Origin of the sequence: Branchiibius cervicis, assembly GCF_042661605.1 — a bacterium.
GTDB lineage: Bacteria > Actinomycetota > Actinomycetes > Actinomycetales > Dermatophilaceae > Branchiibius > Branchiibius cervicis.
In genome coordinates this window covers 434,689-453,927 of sequence record NZ_JBHSWJ010000002.1, presented here as the reverse complement: position 1 = coordinate 453,927, position 19,239 = coordinate 434,689, and the positions used below count along the sequence as shown (strand labels likewise).

General features: G+C 67.2%; 16 protein-coding genes and 2 pseudogenes. 3 read left to right on the top strand and 15 right to left on the bottom strand.

The genetic code is table 11. The features are described 5' to 3' along the window. Positions 1–2: 2 nt before the first annotated feature. The 13 genes and pseudogenes from nuoK to ACFQBT_RS02610 form a co-directional block, all read right to left on the bottom strand. Positions 3–302 carry an NADH-quinone oxidoreductase subunit NuoK gene (gene nuoK / locus ACFQBT_RS02670; RefSeq protein WP_291520955.1) on the bottom strand — a complete coding sequence of 100 codons (300 nt, stop codon included), beginning with the start codon at positions 300–302 and terminating at the stop codon, positions 3–5. Further along, a complete protein-coding gene (locus ACFQBT_RS02665) occupies positions 299–1,093 on the bottom strand; it encodes an NADH-quinone oxidoreductase subunit J (protein WP_377820266.1) in 795 nt (264 codons plus the stop codon). The genes nuoK and ACFQBT_RS02665 overlap by 4 nt, the downstream gene beginning before the upstream one ends. Further along, positions 1,090–1,737: an NADH-quinone oxidoreductase subunit NuoI gene (nuoI, locus tag ACFQBT_RS02660; RefSeq protein WP_377820265.1), complete on the bottom strand. Its 648-nt coding sequence runs from the start codon at positions 1,735–1,737 to the stop codon at positions 1,090–1,092. Before nuoI ends, ACFQBT_RS02665 begins: the two co-directional genes overlap by 4 nt. Continuing rightward, positions 1,730–3,120, bottom strand: a pseudogene (gene nuoH / locus ACFQBT_RS02655) (NADH-quinone oxidoreductase subunit NuoH). Before nuoH ends, nuoI begins: the two are co-directional and overlap by 8 nt. Beyond that, a pseudogene (locus tag ACFQBT_RS02650) lies at positions 3,120–5,599 on the bottom strand (NADH-quinone oxidoreductase subunit G). Before ACFQBT_RS02650 ends, nuoH begins: the two co-directional pseudogenes overlap by 1 nt. Next, complete coding sequence (gene nuoF, locus ACFQBT_RS02645) at positions 5,596–6,918, bottom strand: NADH-quinone oxidoreductase subunit NuoF (protein WP_377820264.1); 1,323 nt, start codon at positions 6,916–6,918, stop codon at positions 5,596–5,598. Before nuoF ends, ACFQBT_RS02650 begins: the two are co-directional and overlap by 4 nt. A 3-nt stretch (positions 6,919–6,921) precedes the next feature. Next, positions 6,922–7,830, bottom strand: a complete 909-nt coding sequence (nuoE, locus tag ACFQBT_RS02640) for an NADH-quinone oxidoreductase subunit NuoE (RefSeq protein WP_377820263.1) — start codon at positions 7,828–7,830, stop codon at positions 6,922–6,924. Positions 7,831–7,900: 70 nt separating this feature from the next. Next, positions 7,901–9,256, bottom strand: a complete 1,356-nt coding sequence (locus ACFQBT_RS02635) for an NADH-quinone oxidoreductase subunit D (protein WP_377820262.1) — start codon at positions 9,254–9,256, stop codon at positions 7,901–7,903. Continuing rightward, on the bottom strand, positions 9,253–10,050 hold the full coding sequence (locus tag ACFQBT_RS02630) for an NADH-quinone oxidoreductase subunit C (protein WP_377820261.1): 798 nt from the start codon (positions 10,048–10,050) through the stop codon (positions 9,253–9,255). The genes ACFQBT_RS02635 and ACFQBT_RS02630 overlap by 4 nt, the downstream gene beginning before the upstream one ends. Before the next feature lie 198 nt (positions 10,051–10,248). Further along, complete coding sequence (locus ACFQBT_RS02625) at positions 10,249–10,803, bottom strand: NuoB/complex I 20 kDa subunit family protein (protein WP_109683664.1); 555 nt, start codon at positions 10,801–10,803, stop codon at positions 10,249–10,251. A gap of 51 nt (positions 10,804–10,854) precedes the next feature. Beyond that, positions 10,855–11,220, bottom strand: a complete 366-nt coding sequence (locus tag ACFQBT_RS02620; protein WP_377820260.1) for an NADH-quinone oxidoreductase subunit A — start codon at positions 11,218–11,220, stop codon at positions 10,855–10,857. A 40-nt stretch (positions 11,221–11,260) separates the two neighbouring features. Further along, a complete protein-coding gene (locus ACFQBT_RS02615) occupies positions 11,261–12,568 on the bottom strand; it encodes a geranylgeranyl reductase family protein (RefSeq protein ID WP_377820259.1) in 1,308 nt (435 codons plus the stop codon). Between the two features lie 524 nt (positions 12,569–13,092). Then, positions 13,093–13,830, bottom strand: a complete 738-nt coding sequence (locus tag ACFQBT_RS02610; RefSeq protein ID WP_377820258.1) for a demethylmenaquinone methyltransferase — start codon at positions 13,828–13,830, stop codon at positions 13,093–13,095. Between the two features lie 65 nt (positions 13,831–13,895). On the opposite strand from ACFQBT_RS02610, the gene ACFQBT_RS02605 reads away from it, so the two are divergent. The 3 genes from ACFQBT_RS02605 to ACFQBT_RS02595 are packed head-to-tail and all read left to right on the top strand — an operon-like array spanning position 13,896 to position 16,557. Further along, a complete protein-coding gene (locus tag ACFQBT_RS02605; RefSeq protein ID WP_377825317.1) occupies positions 13,896–15,161 on the top strand; it encodes an isochorismate synthase in 1,266 nt (421 codons plus the stop codon). A gap of 10 nt (positions 15,162–15,171) precedes the next feature. After that, positions 15,172–15,627 (top strand): flavodoxin family protein, encoded by a 456-nt coding sequence (locus ACFQBT_RS02600; protein WP_377820257.1) that lies wholly within the window; start codon positions 15,172–15,174, stop codon positions 15,625–15,627. A 24-nt stretch (positions 15,628–15,651) separates the two neighbouring features. Then, the gene (locus tag ACFQBT_RS02595) at positions 15,652–16,557 is read left to right on the top strand and encodes a cation diffusion facilitator family transporter (RefSeq protein WP_377820256.1); all 906 of its coding nucleotides are present in this window, start codon (positions 15,652–15,654) and stop codon (positions 16,555–16,557) included. On the opposite strand, the gene menD is transcribed toward ACFQBT_RS02595, so the two are convergent. After that, positions 16,554–18,293 (bottom strand): 2-succinyl-5-enolpyruvyl-6-hydroxy-3-cyclohexene-1-carboxylic-acid synthase, encoded by a 1,740-nt coding sequence (gene menD, locus ACFQBT_RS02590; RefSeq protein WP_377820255.1) that lies wholly within the window; start codon positions 18,291–18,293, stop codon positions 16,554–16,556. The two genes, ACFQBT_RS02595 and menD, sit on opposite strands and share 4 nt — an antisense overlap. Beyond that, positions 18,290–19,234 carry an aldose 1-epimerase family protein gene (locus ACFQBT_RS02585; protein ID WP_377820254.1) on the bottom strand — a complete coding sequence of 315 codons (945 nt, stop codon included), beginning with the start codon at positions 19,232–19,234 and terminating at the stop codon, positions 18,290–18,292. The genes menD and ACFQBT_RS02585 overlap by 4 nt, the downstream gene beginning before the upstream one ends. Between the last annotated feature and the right edge of the window lie 5 nt (positions 19,235–19,239).

The following is a 19,239-nucleotide window of genomic DNA, read 5'->3' as shown; positions in this document are numbered from 1 at the left end:
CTTTACAACTTCAGCAGGTTCGCGTCGTCGACCGAAGCCGACCGGCGAGCCCGGTAGATGGCCATGATGATCGCGAGGCCGACGACGACCTCAGCAGCGGCGACCACCATCACGAAGAGGGCGATCACCTGACCATCGAGCGTGCCGAACATGCGGGCAAACGTGACGAACGCGAGGTTGGCCGCGTTGAGCATCAACTCGACGCCCATGAACACGATGATCGCGTTGCGGCGGAGCAGCACGACCGCGGTGCCGATGGAGAACAGGATCACCGATAGGTAGATGTACCCGATCAGGCTCACTGGCGGTCACCCACTTCCTGCGAGGTCATGTCCCCCGACTCGGCCTCCAACTCCTGGGAGTGCTTGTACTCCGCGCGGCTGTCGGCCACCTGCTTACGCGCGCGCAGCACCCGGGAGACCGACAGTTCACTGATCGATCCGTCGGGCAGCAGGGCCGGTGTGTCGACCGAGTTGCTACGTGCGTAGACACCCGGCACCGGAAGTCCGGCGACGTTCTCGCCGGACTTGATCCGCTCACGGGACCAGTCGGCCTGGCTGGGCTTGGCGCTGAGCCGCTCACGGTGGGCCAGGATCATCGCGCCGATCGCGGCCGTGATCAACAGCGCCGAGGTGACCTCGAACGGCCACACGTACGGTCCGAAGATCAGGTTGGCGATGCCGCTGACGTTGCCCGGGTCGGCGTTGACCTGCTGCAGGCCGACCGCGGTCGGGAAGCGGGCCTGCGCGACTTGCGCCAGCAACATGGCGGCCAGGGCCAGGCTGAGCAACAGTCCCGCGACCCGCTGTCCACGGATCGTCTCGACCAGCGAGTCCGAGGAGTCGACACCGACCAGCATGATCACGAACAGGAACAGCATGATCACGGCACCGGAGTAGACGAAGATCTGGATGACGCCCAGGAACTCTGCCTGCTGGGCGATGTAGAAGACACCCAGGATGATCATGGTCAGCGCCATGCCCATGGCGCCGTGAACCGCCTTGCGGGCGAACAGCAGCCCGAGGGCGCCAAGGACGGCCAACGGTGCACCGACCCAGAACAGGGTGGTTTCCGCACCTCCGAGGTGGGTCATGAGACGTGCTCTTCCTGCTTGGATTCCTCGTGCGCCTCCACCCAGTCGCGCTGCGCCTGGGTGGGTCCGGTGACCTTGCCCTGGTAGTAGTCGCGCTCCTCCATGCCCTCCACCATCGGGTGCGGAGCAGGCAGCATCCCGGATTGCAACGGCGCCAGCAGCTGATCCTTGGTGAAGATCAGGTCGGCCCGGTTGTTGTCCGCCAGTTCGTACTCGTTGGTCATCGTCAGCGCCCGGGTCGGGCAGGCCTCGATGCACAGTCCGCAGAAGATGCAGCGCAAGTAGTTGATCTGGTAGACCCGGCCGTATCGCTCCCCCGGTGAGAACCGCTGACCGGTCGCGTCGTCGTTGTCGGCGCCTTCGACCAGGATCGCGTCCGCAGGACACGCCCAGGCGCACAGCTCGCACCCGACGCACTTCTCCAGACCGTCGGGGTGACGGTTGAGCTGATGACGGCCGTGGAAACGCAGCTGGGTGGGGCGCTTCTCCTCGGGGTACTCCTCGGTCGGCACCTTGCGGAACATGGTCGCGAAGGTGACCCCGAACCCGGCAACGGGTGCGAAGAGATCAGCCAGGAAACCTTTCTTCTCCTGGTCGCCGGGACCATTGACCGGCGGGCCCTGATGGGGAGTGTTGTCAGTCACGGGACTCCTCCGCGGTAGTCGGACCGGTGATGACCGGGTCGTCGGTGGCAGTGTGCGTCGGGCTGGCGGCCGCCAGCGCCGGGACTGGTTCACGCAACCGCTGTCCGGGCAGCGGCGGCACCGGATAACCGCCCGCGAACGGGTCGACCTCGGCCGGCGGCGACGTGTCGACCGCGGCCTTGCGGGCCTGGCGGCTGTCGAAGATCCAGGCGGCGATCAGCACGATCACCGCAATCACTCCGACGACGAACATCGTGGCTTGCGGGAATGTCTTACCGAACAGGCTGACCTGCCGGTCCCCGAGGAAGCCCAACTGCGCAGCGCGGATGAAGGCGATGGCCACGACCCAGATCAGCGTGGTTGGGATCAGCACCTTCCAGCCCAGTCGCATGAACTGGTCATACCGGACGCGGGGCAGCGAACCGCGCAGCCAGACGAAGAAGAACATGAACAGCCACAGCTTGATGCCGAACCACAGCAGGCCCCACCAGCCGCCGTTGAACATCCCGTTGTTGATCGCACTGATCCCGGGGGTGCCTGCCAGCCGCCGAAGAACATCGTCGTGGCCAGGCCGGCGACGGTGAACATGTTGACGTATTCGCCCAGGTAGAACATCGCGAACTTCATCGAGGAGTACTCGGTGTGGAAACCGCCGGTCAGCTCGCCCTCGCCCTCCGCAAGGTCGAACGGCAACCGGTTGGTCTCGCCGACCATCGTGATCACGTAGACGATGAGGGAGAAGAACGCCGGGATCGCGAACCACAGACTGCTTTGTGCGGCGACGATCTGGGAGGTGGACATGGACTTGGCGTACATGAAGACGACCACCAGCGACAGGCCCATCGCGATCTCATAGGAGATCACCTGGGCGCTGGAACGCAGACCGCCCAGCAGCGGGTACGTCGATCCGGACGCCCAGCCGGCCAGCACGATGCCGTAGGTGCCCACTCCCGCTACGGCCAGCACCAGGAGTACGGCGATCGGGGTGTCGGTCAGTTGCAGTGGCGTGTGGTGTCCGAACATCCAGACGCTGTTGCTGATCGGGATGATTGCGAACGACACGAAGGCCATCGCGCCGGCCAGCGTCGGCGCGAGGATGAACATGAACTTGTCGGCCTTGGCGGGGACCACGTCCTCCTTGAAGGCCAGCTTCACTCCGTCCGCCGCCGACTGGAAGATGCCCCAGGGTCCGAACCGGTTCGGGCCCGGCCGCTGCTGCATCCGGCCGATGACCCGCCGTTCGAACCAGATCACGATCAGCGTCGACAGCAGCAGGATGACGAAGAGGAACACGGCCTTGACCAATGACAGCCACCACGGGGTGTCACTGAAGTCGGCGACCGGGTTGTACGTCGTCGCTGCCAGGGTGACCAGGCTGCTCATCACACCGCCTCTTTCGTTCCGGCGCGCAGCGCCACGATCGCTCCGGCGTCGACCGCGAGGTCGGCGCGCACAGCACACCCCTGCGACTTCGTCGGCAGCCAGACCACATGATCGGGCATGTCGGTGATCGCGACCGGGAGGGTCACCGATCCGGCCCGAGCCTGGACCGTCAGCGGTTCACCGTCGGCGACACCGGCACCCGCCGCCGTTGCTGCGGAGACCCGCGCGACGCTGGGGTGGGCAGTTCCCGCCAGGAACGGCTCCCCTCCTGCAGTGAACCTTTGTCCAGCAACAGGTTCCAGGTCGCCAGGACCGCTTCACCGGCCAACGGACGCGGCACTGAACCGCCGGTGACCCGCGGGCGGGTGGCCCGTTCACCGGTCCACGGCCCGATCTCGGCCAGCTCTGCCTGGATGGTGGCCACGGTACGGGTACCGAGGTACTCGCCCATCTCGCCGGCCAACAGGTCCAGGACCCGGTGGTCGGACATCTTCTGGGTCTCGATGGCCCGCTCGAACGGGCGTACCCGGCCCTCCCAGTTGACGAAGGAGCCGTCCTTCTCCTGGTGCGCGGCCACGGGCAGGATCACATCGGCGACCTCGCTGACGGTGCTGGTCCGCAACTCCAACGAGACGACGAACGCCTGGCTGAGCGCGGACCGCGCCGCTGCGGGATCGGGCAGGTCGTCGAGGTCCACCCCGCCGATCACGACACCGCCGATCTCCCCGGCTGCAGCCGCCCGCAGGATCCCGGCCGTATCGCGGCCCTGTCCATCGGGCAGATCCGTTGCGCCCCAGACGGTTTCGATGGATGCCCGCGCGACGGCGTTGGCTACGGGACGTCCGCCCGGCAACAGGTTGGGCAGGGCTCCGGCCTCCAGGGCTCCCCGCTCGCCGGCCCGACGCGGCATCCACGCCAGGCGTGCTCCGCTTGCCTGCGACAGGGACAACGCCGCGGACAAGGCACCCGGCACACTCGCCAACCGGGCACCGGCCAGGACGATCGACTCCCGACCCAACGCATCGGCGTACTCGCTGATCGTGCCCTTGGCCAGCGCGTCGAGGACCTCTGCCTCGGTGCCCGGGGCGGCCTGGATCAGGGTGCCGCCGGCCTTGCGCAGGCCGTTGGTCTCGAACGGCGCGATCGAGATGACTTTCAGCTGCTTCTTGCGCCACGCCTTGCGCAGGCGCAAGAAGACCATCGCCGCTTCCTCCTCGGGCTCCAACCCGACGAGAAGCACGGTGTCCGCCTGCTCCAAGGCGTCGTACGTGACGGCGTCCGGTGAGTCGACGCCGGTGGCGACCACGTGATGGGCCAGGAAGTCGGCTTCCTCGACCGAGTGCGGCCGGGCGCGGAAGTCGATGTCGTTGGTGCCGAGCACCAGGCGAGCGAATTTGCTGTAGGCGTAAGCGTCTTCGACGCTCATCCGGCCACCCGTGAGGACGCCCGCGGCGCCCGCAGCCTTCAGGCCACGCGCTGCGAACTCCAGCGCCTCGGGCCACCCGGCCACCCGCAGTTCACCGTTCTCCCGGATGAGCGGGTAGTTCAACCGCTCGCTGGTCGCGTAGGTGAAGGCCCAGCGGCCCTTGTCGCAGTTCCACTCCTCGTTGACCTGCGGGTCGTTCAACGCCATCCGGCGCAACACCACGCCGCGGCGGTGGTCGACGCGCAACGAGCAACCGCCGGCGCAGTGTTCGCACACGCTCGGGGTCGAGACCAGATCGAACGGGCGGGAGCGGAAGCGGTAGGCCGCACCGGTGAGAGCACCGACGGGGCAGATCTGCACGGTGTTGCCGGAGAAGTAGCTCTTGAACGGCTTCTCCTCGTAGATGCCCACCTGCTGCAGCGCGCCACGCTCGATCAACGCAATGAACGGGTCGCCGGCGATCTGGTCGGAGAACCGGGTGCAACGGGCGCACAGTACGCACCGCTCACGGTCCAGCAGGACCTCCGAGGAGATGTTGATCGGCTTGGGGTAGGTCCGTTTGACGTCCTCGAAGCGGCTCTTGGGCCGGCCGTTGCTCATCGCCTGGTTCTGCAGCGGGCACTCGCCGCCCTTGTCGCAGACCGGGCAGTCCAGCGGGTGGTTGATCAGCAACAACTCCATGACCCCGTGCTGCGCCTTGTCGGCCACCGGGGAGGTGTGCTGGGTCTTGACCTGCATGCCCTCGGTGGCCTCGATGGTGCAGGACGCCTGCGGTTTGGGCATCGGCCGCATCGAGCCATCAGGACCTGGGGTGGCGATGTCGACCAGGCACTGCCGGCATGCACCGACCGGGTCCAGCAGCGGGTGGTCGCAGAAGCGCGGCACCTCGATGCCGGCCTTCTCCGCAGCGCGGATCACCAAGGTGCCCTTGGGCACGCTGACCGGCAAGCCGTCGATCGTCAGATTCACCGCATCGGGCGCGATCGGCGGGGCAGCATTGCCGCCCTTGTCGACCGCGTTACCGCCCGCGGCCGGTGAGGTCACAGTCGTCATGCGGGGATCGTCTCCTTCGCGGTGACGGGGAACAGAACGGAGCGTTCCGGCGGGAAGGCTTCCCACCACGGGGTGTGCATACCGGCCTCGAACTCTTCGCGGAAGTACTTGACCGCGGAGGTGACCGGACTGGTCGCGCCGTCACCCAGGGCGCAGAAGCTGCGGCCGAGGATGTTGTCGCAGATGTCGACCAGTTTGTCGATGTCGTCCTGGGTGCCCTGGCCGTATTCCAACCGGGCCATGATCTGCTTGAGCCAGAACGTGCCCTCGCGGCAGGGGGTGCACTTGCCGCAGGACTCGTGCGCATAGAAATCGATCCACCGGCTGACCGCACGGACCACCGAGACCGTCTCGTCGAAGATCTGCAGCGCCCGGGTGCCGAGCATCGAGCCGGCGGCAGCTACCGACTCGAAATCCAGTGGTACGTCGAGGTGTTCGGCCGTGAAGATCGGTGTCGAGGAGCCTCCCGGAGTCCAGAACTTCAGCTCATGGCCCTCTCGAATGCCGCCGGACATGTCCAGCAACTCGCGCAGGGTGATCCCCAGCGGCGCTTCGTACTGACCCGGAGTCGTGACGTGTCCGGACAGGCTGAAGATGCCGAAGCCCTTGGACTTCTCGGTGCCCATCCCGGCGAACCAGTCCGCACCGTGCAGCACGATGGACGGCACCGAGGCGATGGACTCCACGTTGTTGACCACGGTCGGCCGGGCGTAGAGCCCGGCAACGGCCGGGAACGGCGGCTTCAGCCGGGGCTGACCGCGCCGGCCCTCCAAGGAGTCCAGCAGCGCGGTTTCCTCACCGCAGATGTAAGCGCCGGCACCCGCGTGCACCGTGACGTCGAGGTCGAAACCGGTGCCGTGGATGTTCTTGCCCAGATGTCCTGCGGCGTAGGCCTCTTCGACGGCACGCAGCAAGCGACGGTAGACGTGCACGACCTCGCCGCGCAGGTAGATGAAGGCATGGTTGCAGCCGATGGCGAATGACGTGATCGCCACGCCCTCGATCAGGAAGTGCGGCGCCGCCATGAGCAGCGGGATGTCCTTGCAGGTGCCCGGCTCGGACTCGTCGGCGTTGACCACGAGGTAGCGCGGTCCCCCGTCCGGCTTGGGCAGGAACGACCACTTCATACCGGTCGGGAAGCCCGCGCCGCCACGGCCGCGCAGACCGGAGTCCTTGGCCGCCGCGACCAAGTCTTCCTGGCTCATACCCAGCGCTTTGTCCAACGCTTGGTAACCCTCGTGTCGGAGATAGGTGTCCAGGGTCCACGACTGCGGGTCGTCCCAGAACTGCGTGAGGATCGGGGTCAACGGAGTGCTCATGACTTACTCCTCGTCCTTGGTCTGTTGCGCGTCGCCACCGCTGCTCTGCGGCAACGTGTCCGGATCATTGGCCGGGGTGTCCTGTGAACTGTGCAACCCCGGCTCCATGCCGCCGACGTCGGCGGCCTCGTCGGATGTGTCCGTGGAGCCCTGCGTGGCGCCGGTGCTCTGACCGGACTGCCGCTGATCGGCGCGCACCAGTTCGAGACCGGCGAGGGAGGCCGCTCCGGCGCCGACCCCCTCGTTGGCGAGGCCGTCGTTGAAACCGGCGAGCACCCGGGAGACCTGCTTGAAGGTGCAGATGGCATTGGGTCCGCGGCTGGGCCGGACCGGCTTGCCGGCACGGAGGTCTTCGACGAAATCGATGGTCGACTCCGGCGTCTGGTTGTCCATGAACTCCCAGTTGGCCATCACGACGGGCGCATAGTCGCACGCGGCGTTGCACTCGACCCGCTCGAGAGTGATCTTGCCGTCCGCCGTTGTCTCGTCGTGCCCGATCCCGAGGTGCTCCGACAATCGCTCGAAGATCAGGTCACCGCCCATGACCGCACACAGCGTGTTGGTGCACACACCGACGGTGTACTCGCCGTTGGGGTGACGCTTGTACTGCGTGTAGAAGGTCGCGACACCCGTCACCTCTGCGTCGGTCAGCTCCAGCTGCTCGGCACAGAAGGTCACGCCGCGCCCGGTCACGTACCCATCGACGCTCTGCACCAGGTGCAACAGCGGCAGCAGCGCGGACCGCTTCTGCGGATAACGGGCGATGATCTGCGCGGCATCGGCGCGCAACGCGGTCAGCTGCTCCTCGTCGTACCCGCTCTCGCTGGGTTCGATCGGGGTCAACCGGTGGAACGGCTCCGGAATGCCCTCGAGGTCGTAAGCCTCGCGGATCTCCGCATCGTCAACGCTCATCAGTCGGCCTCCTTCGGGGTCCCCACGAAGTATCGGAGGAGCGAAGCGGGGGAGAACTTTGTGGGGTTCATCAGCGGTCCACCCCTCCCATCACCGGGTCGATCGACGCAACCGCGACGATCACGTCACCGATCTGCCCACCCTCGGACAGCGCGGCAACCGCCTGCAGGTTGTTGAAGGACGGCTCCCGGAAGTGCACCCGGTAGGGACGGGTCGAACCGTCGGAGACCGCGTGGCACCCGAGTTCGCCCTTGGCGCTCTCCACCGCGGCGTACGCCTGACCCGGCGGCACCCGGAATCCTTCGGTCACGAGCTTGAAGTGATGGATCAGCGACTCCATCGACTCGCCCATGATCTCGCGGATGTGGTCCAGGCTGTTGCCCTGGCCATCGCTGCCGACCGCCAACTGGGCCGGCCAGGCAATCTTCTTGTCCGCGACCATGACCGGACCGGCCGGCCCGTCGAGGCGCTGGACGCACTGCTCGATGATCTTCATCGACTCGTGCATCTCGTTGACCCGAACCCGCAACCGCCCGTAAGCGTCGCAGGTGTCCCAGGTCGCGACATCGAAGTCGTAGGTCTCATAACCGCAGTACGGGTTGCTCTTGCGCAGATCGTGCGGCAGACCGGTCGCCCGCAGCATCGGGCCCGTGATGCCCAACGCCATGCAACCGGTCAGATCCAGATAACCGACGTCGACCGTGCGGCCCTTCAGGATCGGGTTCTCCAGCAGGAGCGCCTCGAGCTCGCCGATGCCCTTCTTCATGTCCCGCAACGCTTCCCGGACCTTGTCCAGGCAGCCGGGCGGGATGTCCTGGGAGACACCGCCGGGGCGGATGTAGTTGTTGTTCATCCGCAGACCGGTGACCATCTCGAAGATCGACAGGATCCGCTCGCGCTCCCGGAAGCCGATGGTCATGACCGTGGTCGCGCCCATCTCCATACCGCCGGTGGCCAGGGCGACCAGGTGCGAACCCATCCGGTTCAACTCCATCATCATCACCCGGATGGTGCTTGCCCGCTCAGGGACCTGGTCGGTGATGCCGAGCAGCTTCTCCACCGCCAGGCAGTACGCCGTCTCGTTCAGGATCGGGGTCAGGTAGTCCATCCGCGTGCAGAACGTGACGCCCTGCACCCAGGTGCGGAACTCCATGTTCTTCTCGATGCCGGTATGCAGGTAACCGATTCCCGCGCGGGCCTCGGTGACCGTCTCCCCGTCAAGTTCGAGGACCAGTCGCAATACCCCGTGCGTGGACGGGTGCTGCGGGCCCATGTTGACGACGATGCGTTCATCGGACAGCGCCGTGACCTCATCGACAACGCTGTCCCAGTCGCCGCCGTATGAGTTGACGACCGGCGTGCCGTCCTCGACGTCGTCCGGGGTCGACGCGCCGTACGCGTCTGAAGTTGCCGAAGTACTGGTCACCGGTAGGACCTCCGATCGTCCGGCGGCGGAACCGTCGCGCCCTTGTATTCCACCGGGATACCGCCCAGCGGGTAGTCCTTGCGTTGCGGGTGGCCCGGCCAGTCGTCGGGCATCAGGATCCGGGTCAGCGCGGGGTGACCATCGAAGATGATCCCGAACATGTCCCAGGTCTCGCGCTCGTGCCAGTCCGCGCTCGGGTAGACCGACACGATGCTGGGCAGGTGCCGATCGTCGTCTGCGGTGGTCAGCTCGAGTCGAACCCGCCGCGACCCGTTGGTGATCGACAGGAATTCGTAGACCGCGTGCAGCTGCGCACCGGTCTCCTGCGGGTAGTGCACCCCGGAGACCGAGAGGCACATCTCGAAACGCAGCGCCGGATCGTCACGCAGCGCCTTGACCACGGAGAGCATGTGAGCCGGGTCGACGAACAAGGTGAGTTCGTCACGGTCGACGACCACTCGGCGTACGGCGTTCTCAAGGGTGACTTCGCCGGCGGCACCGAGCGCACGACCCAGGTTGTCGACGATTTCATCGAAGTACGAGCCGTAGGGCCGGGTTGCGGCACCCGGGAAGAAGATCGGGCGGTCAAGGCCGCCGTACCCGGTGGTGTCCCCGCCGAGCGATGAACCGAACATGCCCCTGCGGTGGGCGATTTCGACGGGGCCGTCCTGCTCTTTGTGTTCGTCGACCTCGTGCTCGGTGAGTCCGCTCAGCGCAGCGTTCTCGCCCGAAGAACCTTCACCCGCCGGGTGACTGTCAGCCAGGTGTCCGGGCTGCTTGTCCTCATCGGCCATTACGCGACTACCTCCGGCGTGATTCCGCCCTCACTCTCAAGCATCGCTGTCATCACGCCAATCCCTCCGGCGTGATTCCGCGCTCGCTCCGGGCCTCGCTACGCTCGTTTCCTGCCCCATGGTCGAGCCTCTTCCCGGCGCTCCGGGCCTCGCTTCGCTCGTTTCCTCGCGCCGGTCGGCTCTCAAGCATCGCTGTCATCACGCCAACAGCCCCTTCATCGCGTGCGTCGGCGTCGCCGCCAGCGCCGCAGCCTCAGCCGCCTTGGCCGCTTCCTTGCGGTTGACGCCGAACTTGGTGCTGCGGATCTGCTTGTGCAGCTCCAGGATCGCGTGCTCCAGCATCTGCGGCCGGGGCGGACAGCCGGGTAGATAGATGTCGACCGGGATGATGTGGTCGACCCCCTGCACGATCGCGTAGTTGTTGAACATGCCGCCGGAGCTGGCGCACACACCCATCGAGATGACCCACTTGGGCTCGGGCATCTGGTCGTAGACCTGGCGCACGACCGGCGCCATCTTCTGGCTCACGCGGCCGGCCACGATCATCAGGTCGGCCTGCCGCGGCGTCGCGCTGAAGCGCTCCATGCCGAAGCGGGCGATGTCGTAATCCGGCGTACCGACGGCCATCATCTCGATCGCGCAGCACGCCAGACCGAACGTGGCCGGCCATACGGAGAACTGACGCATGTAGCCCGCGAGCACCTCTACGGAGGTGAGCATGAAGCCGGCGGGCAGCTTCTCCTCGATCCCCATCAGCGGGCTCCCTTCTGCTGGTGAATTGGCTTGGATGTCAAGTGCACTCGATTAGTCCCATTCGAGGCCGCCCCGGCGCCATACGTAGGCGTAGGCGACGAAGACGGTGAGGATGAAGAGCACCATCTCGACCAGTGCGAACAGCCCCATTCGGTCGAACGCCACGGCGAACGGGAAGAGGAAGACGCTTTCCACGTCGAAGATGATGAAGAGCATGGCCGTCAGGTAGTACTTGATCGGCACGCGGCCGCCGCCTTCGGCGTGCGGACTGGGCTGGATACCGCATTCGTAGGCATCCGCCTTGGCGCGGTTGTACCGGCGGCGGCCCGTGATCGGACCGATCGCCACGGAGAACGCTGCGAATCCCCCACCCAGGGCGAGGAAGAACAGCAACGGTGCGTATGAGTACCCGTTCACCTGCGCGACTCCTTCCGTGACCCCATGCTATTGCTGGCTCTCATGCCGCCGGGGTGATCTTGTTCAGGGTTGCAAGCAGTCGATCGTCGACGTGCCCGCCGTTCTCGTCGCCCAGGTTGGCCATCACCTTGAGCAGGAATCGCATCATCGTCTGCCTCGGCAGGCCGTACTTCACGGCCAACCGCATCACCTCGGGATTGCCGATCGCCTTGGCGAACCAGCGGCCGAGCGTGAAGTACCCGCCGAGCGCCTCCCGCATGACCTTCGGGTACGTCGCGAGGACCCGTTCGCGACTGGCGTCGTCAGCGCGGGCGAAGGCCTGGGCGACGACTTCGGCCGCGATGCGGCCCGACTCCATGGCGTAGGCGATGCCCTCGCCATTGAACGGGTTGATCGCTCCGGCGGCGTCGCCCACCAGAAGCAATCCATCGGCGTACATCGGGGAGCGGTTGAAGCCCATCGGCAACGCGGCACCCCGGATCGGACCGGTGATTGTGTCGTCGTTGTAGGTCCACTCGGCCGGCATGGTGGCCACCCACCGCTTCATCACGTCGCGGTAGTCGGTCCTGCCGAAAGCCTTGGAGGTGTTGAGGATTCCGAGGCCGACGTTGCTCGTGCCGTCACCGACTCCGAAGATCCAGCCGTATCCGGGCAGCAGGATCTTGTTGCCCTCCTCGTCGGTGGACCACAGTTCGAGCCACGACTCGAGATAGTCGTCGTCGTGCCGGGGGCTGGTGTAGTAGGCACGCACCGCGACCCCGATCGGCCGGTCCTCGCGCTTCTCCCTGCCCAGGGCCAGCGCCAGGCGCGCCGAGTTACCGTCGGCGGCAATCACCAGCGGAGCGCGGAAGGTCATGGTGTTGCCGGTTGCCCGGCCGTCGACACCCATCTCCTTGGCCTCGACGCCGACGACCTTGACGTTCTCGACGATGGGTGCGGTGACGTTGATACCTTCACGCAACTTCGCGCCGTTCTTGACCGCATGACGGGCAAGGATGTCGTCGAAATCCTGGCGGGTGCGCACCAGGCCGTACGGCGGGAAGCTCGTGGTGTCGGGCCAGTCCAGTTGCAGGCGCATTCCGCCGCCGATGATCCGCAGGCCCTTGTTGCGGATCCAGCCGTCATCCTCAGGGGTGGGGATGCCGAGGGTCACCAGTTCGCGTACGGCGCGCGGCGTCAGGCCGTCACCGCAGACCTTCTCGCGGGGGAAGTGGGTCTTCTCCAGGAGCAGGACATCGAGACCGGCCATCGCCAGGTACGCGGCAGTGGTCGATCCACCGGGTCCGGCGCCGACGACGATGACATCGGCGCTGTCCTGGGACAGGGCAGACGGATGTTGCTGGCTCACGTTGCTTTTCCTTGCATGCTCGGCGACCCCGAAGCGGCGGTAGCCGCAAGGATCGACCGTACTTGTGAATCTCTTCACTTGCCTGGTGATCCGACTCTATGCCTCCCCTTCAGCGATGGAGAACTAAGGAGAGCCTCACTAGGTGGCCTCGGTGCTGACGGTCGGCCTTCCGACGACTACGGGCGTCCTAGCCTCCGCTGCGCTCCGGCTGACGGGGATCACTTCGTGCTGACTGTCGTCCCTTCCGGCGACTACGGGCGTCCTAGCCTCCGCTGCGCTCCGGCTGACGGGGATCACTTCGTGCTGACTGTCGTCCCTTCCGGCGACTACGGGCGTCCTAGCCTCCGCTGCGCTCCGGCTGACGTCCTTCTCCGTCGCTCGGTGCGGCCCGACGAGCTCGGTGCAGGGCGACGATTACCCTGTCGCCCTTTCCGGCCACTACGTGACCCCTACCCTCCGCTGCGCTCCGGCTGACGGGGATCACTTCGTGCTGACTGTCGTCCCTTCCGGCGACTACGGGCGTCCTAGCCTCCGCTGCGCTCCGGCTGACGTCCTTCTCCGTCGCTCGGTGCGGCCCGACGAGCTCGGTGCAGGGCGACGATCCCACCCGTGAGGTTCTGCCACTCCACACTCCCCCAACCCGCATCGGCGATCTGGGCGCCGAGACCGGCCTGATCGGGCCACGCCTGGATCGACTCCGCGAGATACACGTACGACTCGGCGTTGGATCCCACCCGACGCGCGATCTTCGGCAACGCCATCATCAGGTACTCGGAATAGACCTTGCGGAACACCGGATTCACCGGGGTGGAGAACTCGCAGACGACCAGACGGCCCCCGGGTTTGGTCACCCGCAGGAACTCCCGCAGCGCCAGATCCACCCGCACCACGTTGCGCAGCCCGAAGGACATGGTGACTGCGTCGAACGATGCGTCCGCGAAGGGCAGACGCGTGGCGTCGGCGGCGGTGAAGGCCAGAGTCGGGTACTGCTTGCGCCCCTGGCGCAGCATCCCGATCGAGAAATCTGCGGGTACGACGTGGGCCCCCAGCCGCTGGAACGGCAGGCTGCTGGTCCCCGTGCCCGCCGCGATGTCGAGCACGGCCTGCCCGGGCTGGGCATCCACCGCCTGCACCACCCGGGTGCGCCACGCGCGATCCTGCCCCAGGGACAGCACATCGTTGGTGAGGTCGTACCGAGCGGCGACATCGTCGAACATCCGCGCGACGTCGGTGGGTTGCTTGTCCAAGGAGGCGCGGTTCATGGCTGCATCCTCCCGCATGGTGACGGAGGGTCTCGAGCGCGGGTTTATCGTTGCCTCTTGTGACGATGCCCGCGAGCGCCGATCAGAGCGCACCCGCACTGGTCGTCCGCACCCGTCGCATCCCCGACCCCGGCGACCTCGTCGACATCATCCCCGCCGATGTCGATTCGGCGGATGTGCTGTCCTGGCTGCGCGAGGGTGAGGGCTTCGTCGGGTGGGGACGCGCGGCGTACCTGGAAACCTCCGCCACCTCCCGCTTCGCCGATGCCGACCAGTGGTGGTCAGAGGTCGTGGGACGGGCGGTGGTGCGCTCCGAGGTCGAGGTTCCCGGCGCGGGGTTGGTCGCTTTCGGATCGTTCGCCTTCGCCGCCGACTCCGCCTACCCGAGCACGTTGATCGTCCCCCGCGTCATCATCGGCCGCCGTGGCGGGCTGGCCTGGGTGACCACGATCAGCGGCTCCCTCGAACAGCCGCCACAGCCGACCAAGCAGCCCAGCGCCGTACGCCCACAAAACCTGCAGACGCGGCCCGGCGCGCTGGACGAAGAAGGTTGGGCACGCGCCATCGGGGAGGCCGTACAGCGGATCTCCGACGGCGAGTTGGACAAGGTGGTGATGGCGCGCGATGTCTTCATCACCGCCGACGGCCCACTGGACGCCCGATGGCTGCTGGAGAGGTTGTCGAGTTCCTACCGCAAGACCTGGACGTTCAGCGTCGACCGGCTGATCGGGGCGACCCCGGAAATGCTGGTGCGGCGTGAGAAGGCATTGGTGACTTCCCGGATCCTGGCCGGCACCATCCAACGCACCGGCGACGACGCCCACGACCTCGCGCTGGCCGCCTCGCTCGCACGTTCGTCCAAAGACCTGGAGGAGCACGAGTACGCCGTGCGGTCGGTTGCCGAGGCCCTGGACGCGCACTGCTCGTCGATGAACGTGCCAGAGGCGCCGTTCGTGCTGCACCTGCCCAACGTGATGCACCTGGCGACCGACGTGGCCGGGGTGCTGTCGGACAGTTCGTCCTCACTGGCGTTGGCCGCCGCGCTTCATCCGTCGGCCGCCGTGTGCGGTACGCCGACCTGGAAAGCGCGGGACGTCATCGCAGATCTGGAGAAGATGGATCGGGGGCGGTACGCCGGGCCGGTCGGCTGGATGGATGCCTCCGGCGACGGCGAATGGGGAATCGCCCTGCGCTGCGGCCAGGTCCAGGACGACCCGGCGATCATCCGGCTCTTCGCCGGCTGCGGGATCGTGGCCGGTTCGGACCCGCAGGATGAGGTAGCGGAGTCCAACGCCAAGTTGCGGCCGATGTTGTCCGCGCTGGGCGACTGACCGGCGTCCCGTGGTCACGCAACTTCTGGTCGTCCACCACAGCCCGACGCCGCTGCTGCGGTCGTTGACCGACGCCGTGGTCGTCGGCGCCACCGATGCGTCCATTGAGGGCGTCGATGTGAATGTGGTTGCGGCGTTGGACGTTTCCATCGACGACTTCCTATCGGCGGACGGCTACCTGCTCGGCACTCCGGCCAACTTCGGCTACATGTCGGGCGCCATGAAGCACGCTTTCGACACGACCTACGACGACATCCGCGGCCGAGTCGACAAGCGTCCGTTCTCACTGTGGATCCACGGCCGCTCCGACACGACAGGCGCTCGGCGGTCGCTGATGTCGGTCGCGACCGGGTTGAACTGGCGGTTGGCCGCCGAACCCGTGGAACTCATCGGCCCGGTGGACGCCTCCGATCTGGAACGCTGCACGGAGTTGGGTGGCACGGTTGCCGCCGGACTGATGAATTGACCGGCTCGTCGGGCAGGGGAAGGCATGGCGGACGAGGGCAGCAGTGAAGGTACGGCGTTGTGGTTTTCCATCGTCGTCGCAGTCGTCCTGTGCGCCGGAGCCCTCGTGTGGGGCGCGATTTCCGGTTCGCGGGTGATCGTTTTCGACGGTGTGTTCATGTTGCTGGGTGTCACCATGTCGGTGCTGTCCCTGGTCGCCGCGAAGGCCGCTGCGAGTGCCCCCGATGCGCGCTTCCCGTTCGGTCGGCGCGCGGTCACCCCACTGGCGGTCGGAGCCCAAGGCGCCGCCCTGCTGGGCACGCTGGTCTACGCCGGGCTGGACGCAATCCTGGTGATCCTCGACGGCGGAAGCACCATCGACCCGGCGAGCGTGCTCGCCTACGGGGTGGTGACCGCGGTGGTTTCTCTTGCGGCTACCTGGTGGTTGCGCCGCGCCGCCCGCGCCAGCCAATCCGATCTGGTACTGACTGAGGCCGCCACCTGGCAAGCAGGAACGGTACTCAGCGTTGTGTTCGCTATCGGGGCGTTCGTGGCCATGCAACTCACCGACCGATTCCCCGAGGTCGTCGTCTACACCGATCCCGTGCTGATCCTGGTCGCCTGCGTGGGTCTGGCGCCGGTCCCGATCGGGCTGTTGCGACAAGCCGGTCGCGAACTACTGGAGGGCGCCCCGTCGGCCGAACTGGGCGCAGCGATCTCATCGGCAGTGAGCGCCACCGCTGAGCAGTTCGGCCTCGGCCGGGTCAGCGTGCGCTCCACGAAGCTGGGTGATCGGTTGTACGTCGACGTGGACTTCCTCGTTGAGCCCGGAGGCTGGGATGTGGACGAGGAGGATCAGGTCCGTTCCCGTCTCAGTCGCGACCTGCGCGCTCTCGGGTACGACGTGTGGGCCAACATCGAGCTGACGACCGACCCGGAATTGCTGGACTAGTCGGCTGAGGTGTCCTCCAGGGCTCGCTCGACTGCGGCCGCCAGATCACGACGCAACCGGCGTGCGTTCGTACGCGGCACGTGCACCTCCAGGACCGTCAGCCCTTGCGGGGTAGCGCTGATCGCGTCGGCCAGTTCCGCCGCGGTGTCGACCGTGCGGTGCGCTACATGGTGCGCGGCGCACACCCCGGCGATGTCCGTCCCCGTGGCGGTGCCGAAGATCCGCTCGAACGCGCCGGCGTACTCGGGCGCCCCAACCTCCAGCGTGCTGAAGATGGCGCCCCCGTCGTCGTTGACGACCACAATGGTCAGATCCGGCCGCGGCTCCTCCGGACCGATGAGTAGGCCGTTGGTGTCGTGCAGGAAGGTCAGGTCCCCCATCAGGGCGTACGCCGGCCGGTCCGGCTGCGAGAGGGCGGCGCCGATCGCACTGGACACCGAACCGTCGATGCCAGCCAGGCCCCGGTTCCCAACTGTCACAACATCTTTGGCGATCCGAGCCGGCTCCCTCGAGATGTCCAGGTCACGCACCGCACTGGATGCGCCGACGAAGAGCAGCGCTCGTTCGGGAAGGTTGTTCGCGACGGTACGGGCGACCGCCGGCCCGCTGGGCCACGACGCCTCGACCATCGGGCCGGCGGTGGCAGCGACGACGGCTCCGGCCGCCCGCCAGCGGGACGCCCAGATCCTGTCGACGCACCCCGCCACCACCCGGTGGCTGCGCTCGATGTCCGCCCAGTCGTGAACCCGGTGGACGGCGTGCACCGGGTCGGCCCACGACGTCATCGCGGTCACCACCTCGACGGTCACCTCCGGGCGCCGCAGCAACGCGAAAACCCGCCGGTCCAGAGTCACGGCACCGGCCACCAGGACCCGCTCGGGCAGGTTCTCCTCCAGCCAGCCAGTCGCCGACAGCAGCAGCGGTCCGTGCGGCGTCACCCGCGCCCGGCGGAACATCCCGGCCGGCTCGGCGATGATGGGCCAGCCAGCGACGTCGGCCAGTTCGGTGATGTCTGCGGCCCGGGCCGGGTCGGCGAGACTGCCGAGGACCAGTAGCGTGCGAGGGACCGGCGCGATTCCCGGGCCGGCCCCGGCCGCCTCATGGCGCACCGGCGAGCGGAGGCTCAGCCAGGCCTCGCCGTGCGGTCGGCCGTTGAGCGACTCCGACCAGCCCGCGGGATCCGTATCCGGTGTCAGCGGCTCGCGGAAACTCACGTTCAGCTGCACCGGGCCCGGGTCCCCGGACGGATGTCCGCACGACTCGGCCACGGCCCGGCCGATGACCGCACGCCACTGCCCTTGTTGGCCGGGGCGATCACCGGGAGCCGAGAACTCGTGGAACCAGCGGGTCATTCCGCCGAAGATCTTGACCTGGTCGGTGGTTTGGTTGGCACCGCTGCCGCGTTGTTCAGCCGGCCGGTCTGCCGTGAGAAGCAGCAGCGGCACGTTGCCGTGGGACGCCTCGAGCACTGCCGGGTGCAGGTTGGCGACCGCCGTACCGCTGGTGGTGATGACTGCGGCCGGTTGCCGGCTCACCTTGGCCAGCCCCAGCGCCAGGAAGGCGGCCGACCGCTCGTCGACCCGGACGTGCAGCCGGGCACGCCCGGCCCGCTCGGCCGCCAGCGCGGCGTACGCCAAGGGCGCCGACCGCGATCCGGGGCACACGACGAGGTCGCGTACGCCCTGCCGGATCAACTCGTCGACGAGCACGGTCGCCAGTGCGGTCGAGGGGTTCACGCCGGCATTCTCCCGGAGGCGCTGATCCCCCACGTGCCCGACCACACATCGCCCGGCTGGAGGACGGTCAAGGACTCCCCGGACGCGAACGCGTTGGCCGGCGCCGACATGGGCTCGACGGCGACACCGGAACGGCGCTTGCGCTCCGGTGACAACGAATCGCCCGTGAAGACCTGCAGGTAGCTGAACGTGCCCGCATCGGCCCAGATCGTCGTACGGCGATCGTCTCGCTCGATGCTGACCCGCCACCGGCCGTCATCACCGGGCTCCAGGTCGGTGAACGCGGTGTCCAGCACCGTGCTGCCAATACGCCTGGCCGCGCGGAAGTCGGCGTCCTCCGCGACCGCCGAGGTGCCGATCGGGATCAACCGGTCATCGACGTCGATCGTGCGCCCGGCCGGCACGGTCAGGGTGACTTCGTCGACGGTCGTCTCACCGGTGGTCAGGTAGGGATGGGCGCCGTAGGCGAACGGCGCCTTGGCGGTGCCGACATTGGTCACCTTGGTGGCCACCTCCAGGCCGTTTCCGATCACCGTGTAGCGGACCTTGATGCGCAAGCAAGCGTCCCAACCCTGTTGTGGCAGGAGGAGATACGACAGTGTGACCGAAGTGTCGGCCAGCTCTTCCAGAGTCCACAACGCCCAGCGCACCAGCCCGTGCGACGCGTTCCCGCGGGACGGCTCGGTCAACGCCAACTGCTGATCGACTCCGTCGAAGGTGTACTTGCCGTCGCGGATCCTGTTCGGCCACGGCATCAGCAGTTGTCCTCGCCCACCGTCAGCTTTGCTCTGCAGCGGATAACCGTGCAGGACCGGCTCACCGCCGACCTTCAGCACGCGGATGCCGCCGCCGACCTGCGTGATGATCGCGACCGCGCCCGGACCGCGCTCGTCCGCGGGTGCGCTGATCGTCCATTGTTCACCGCTCGGCGGAATCGTCACCTGAC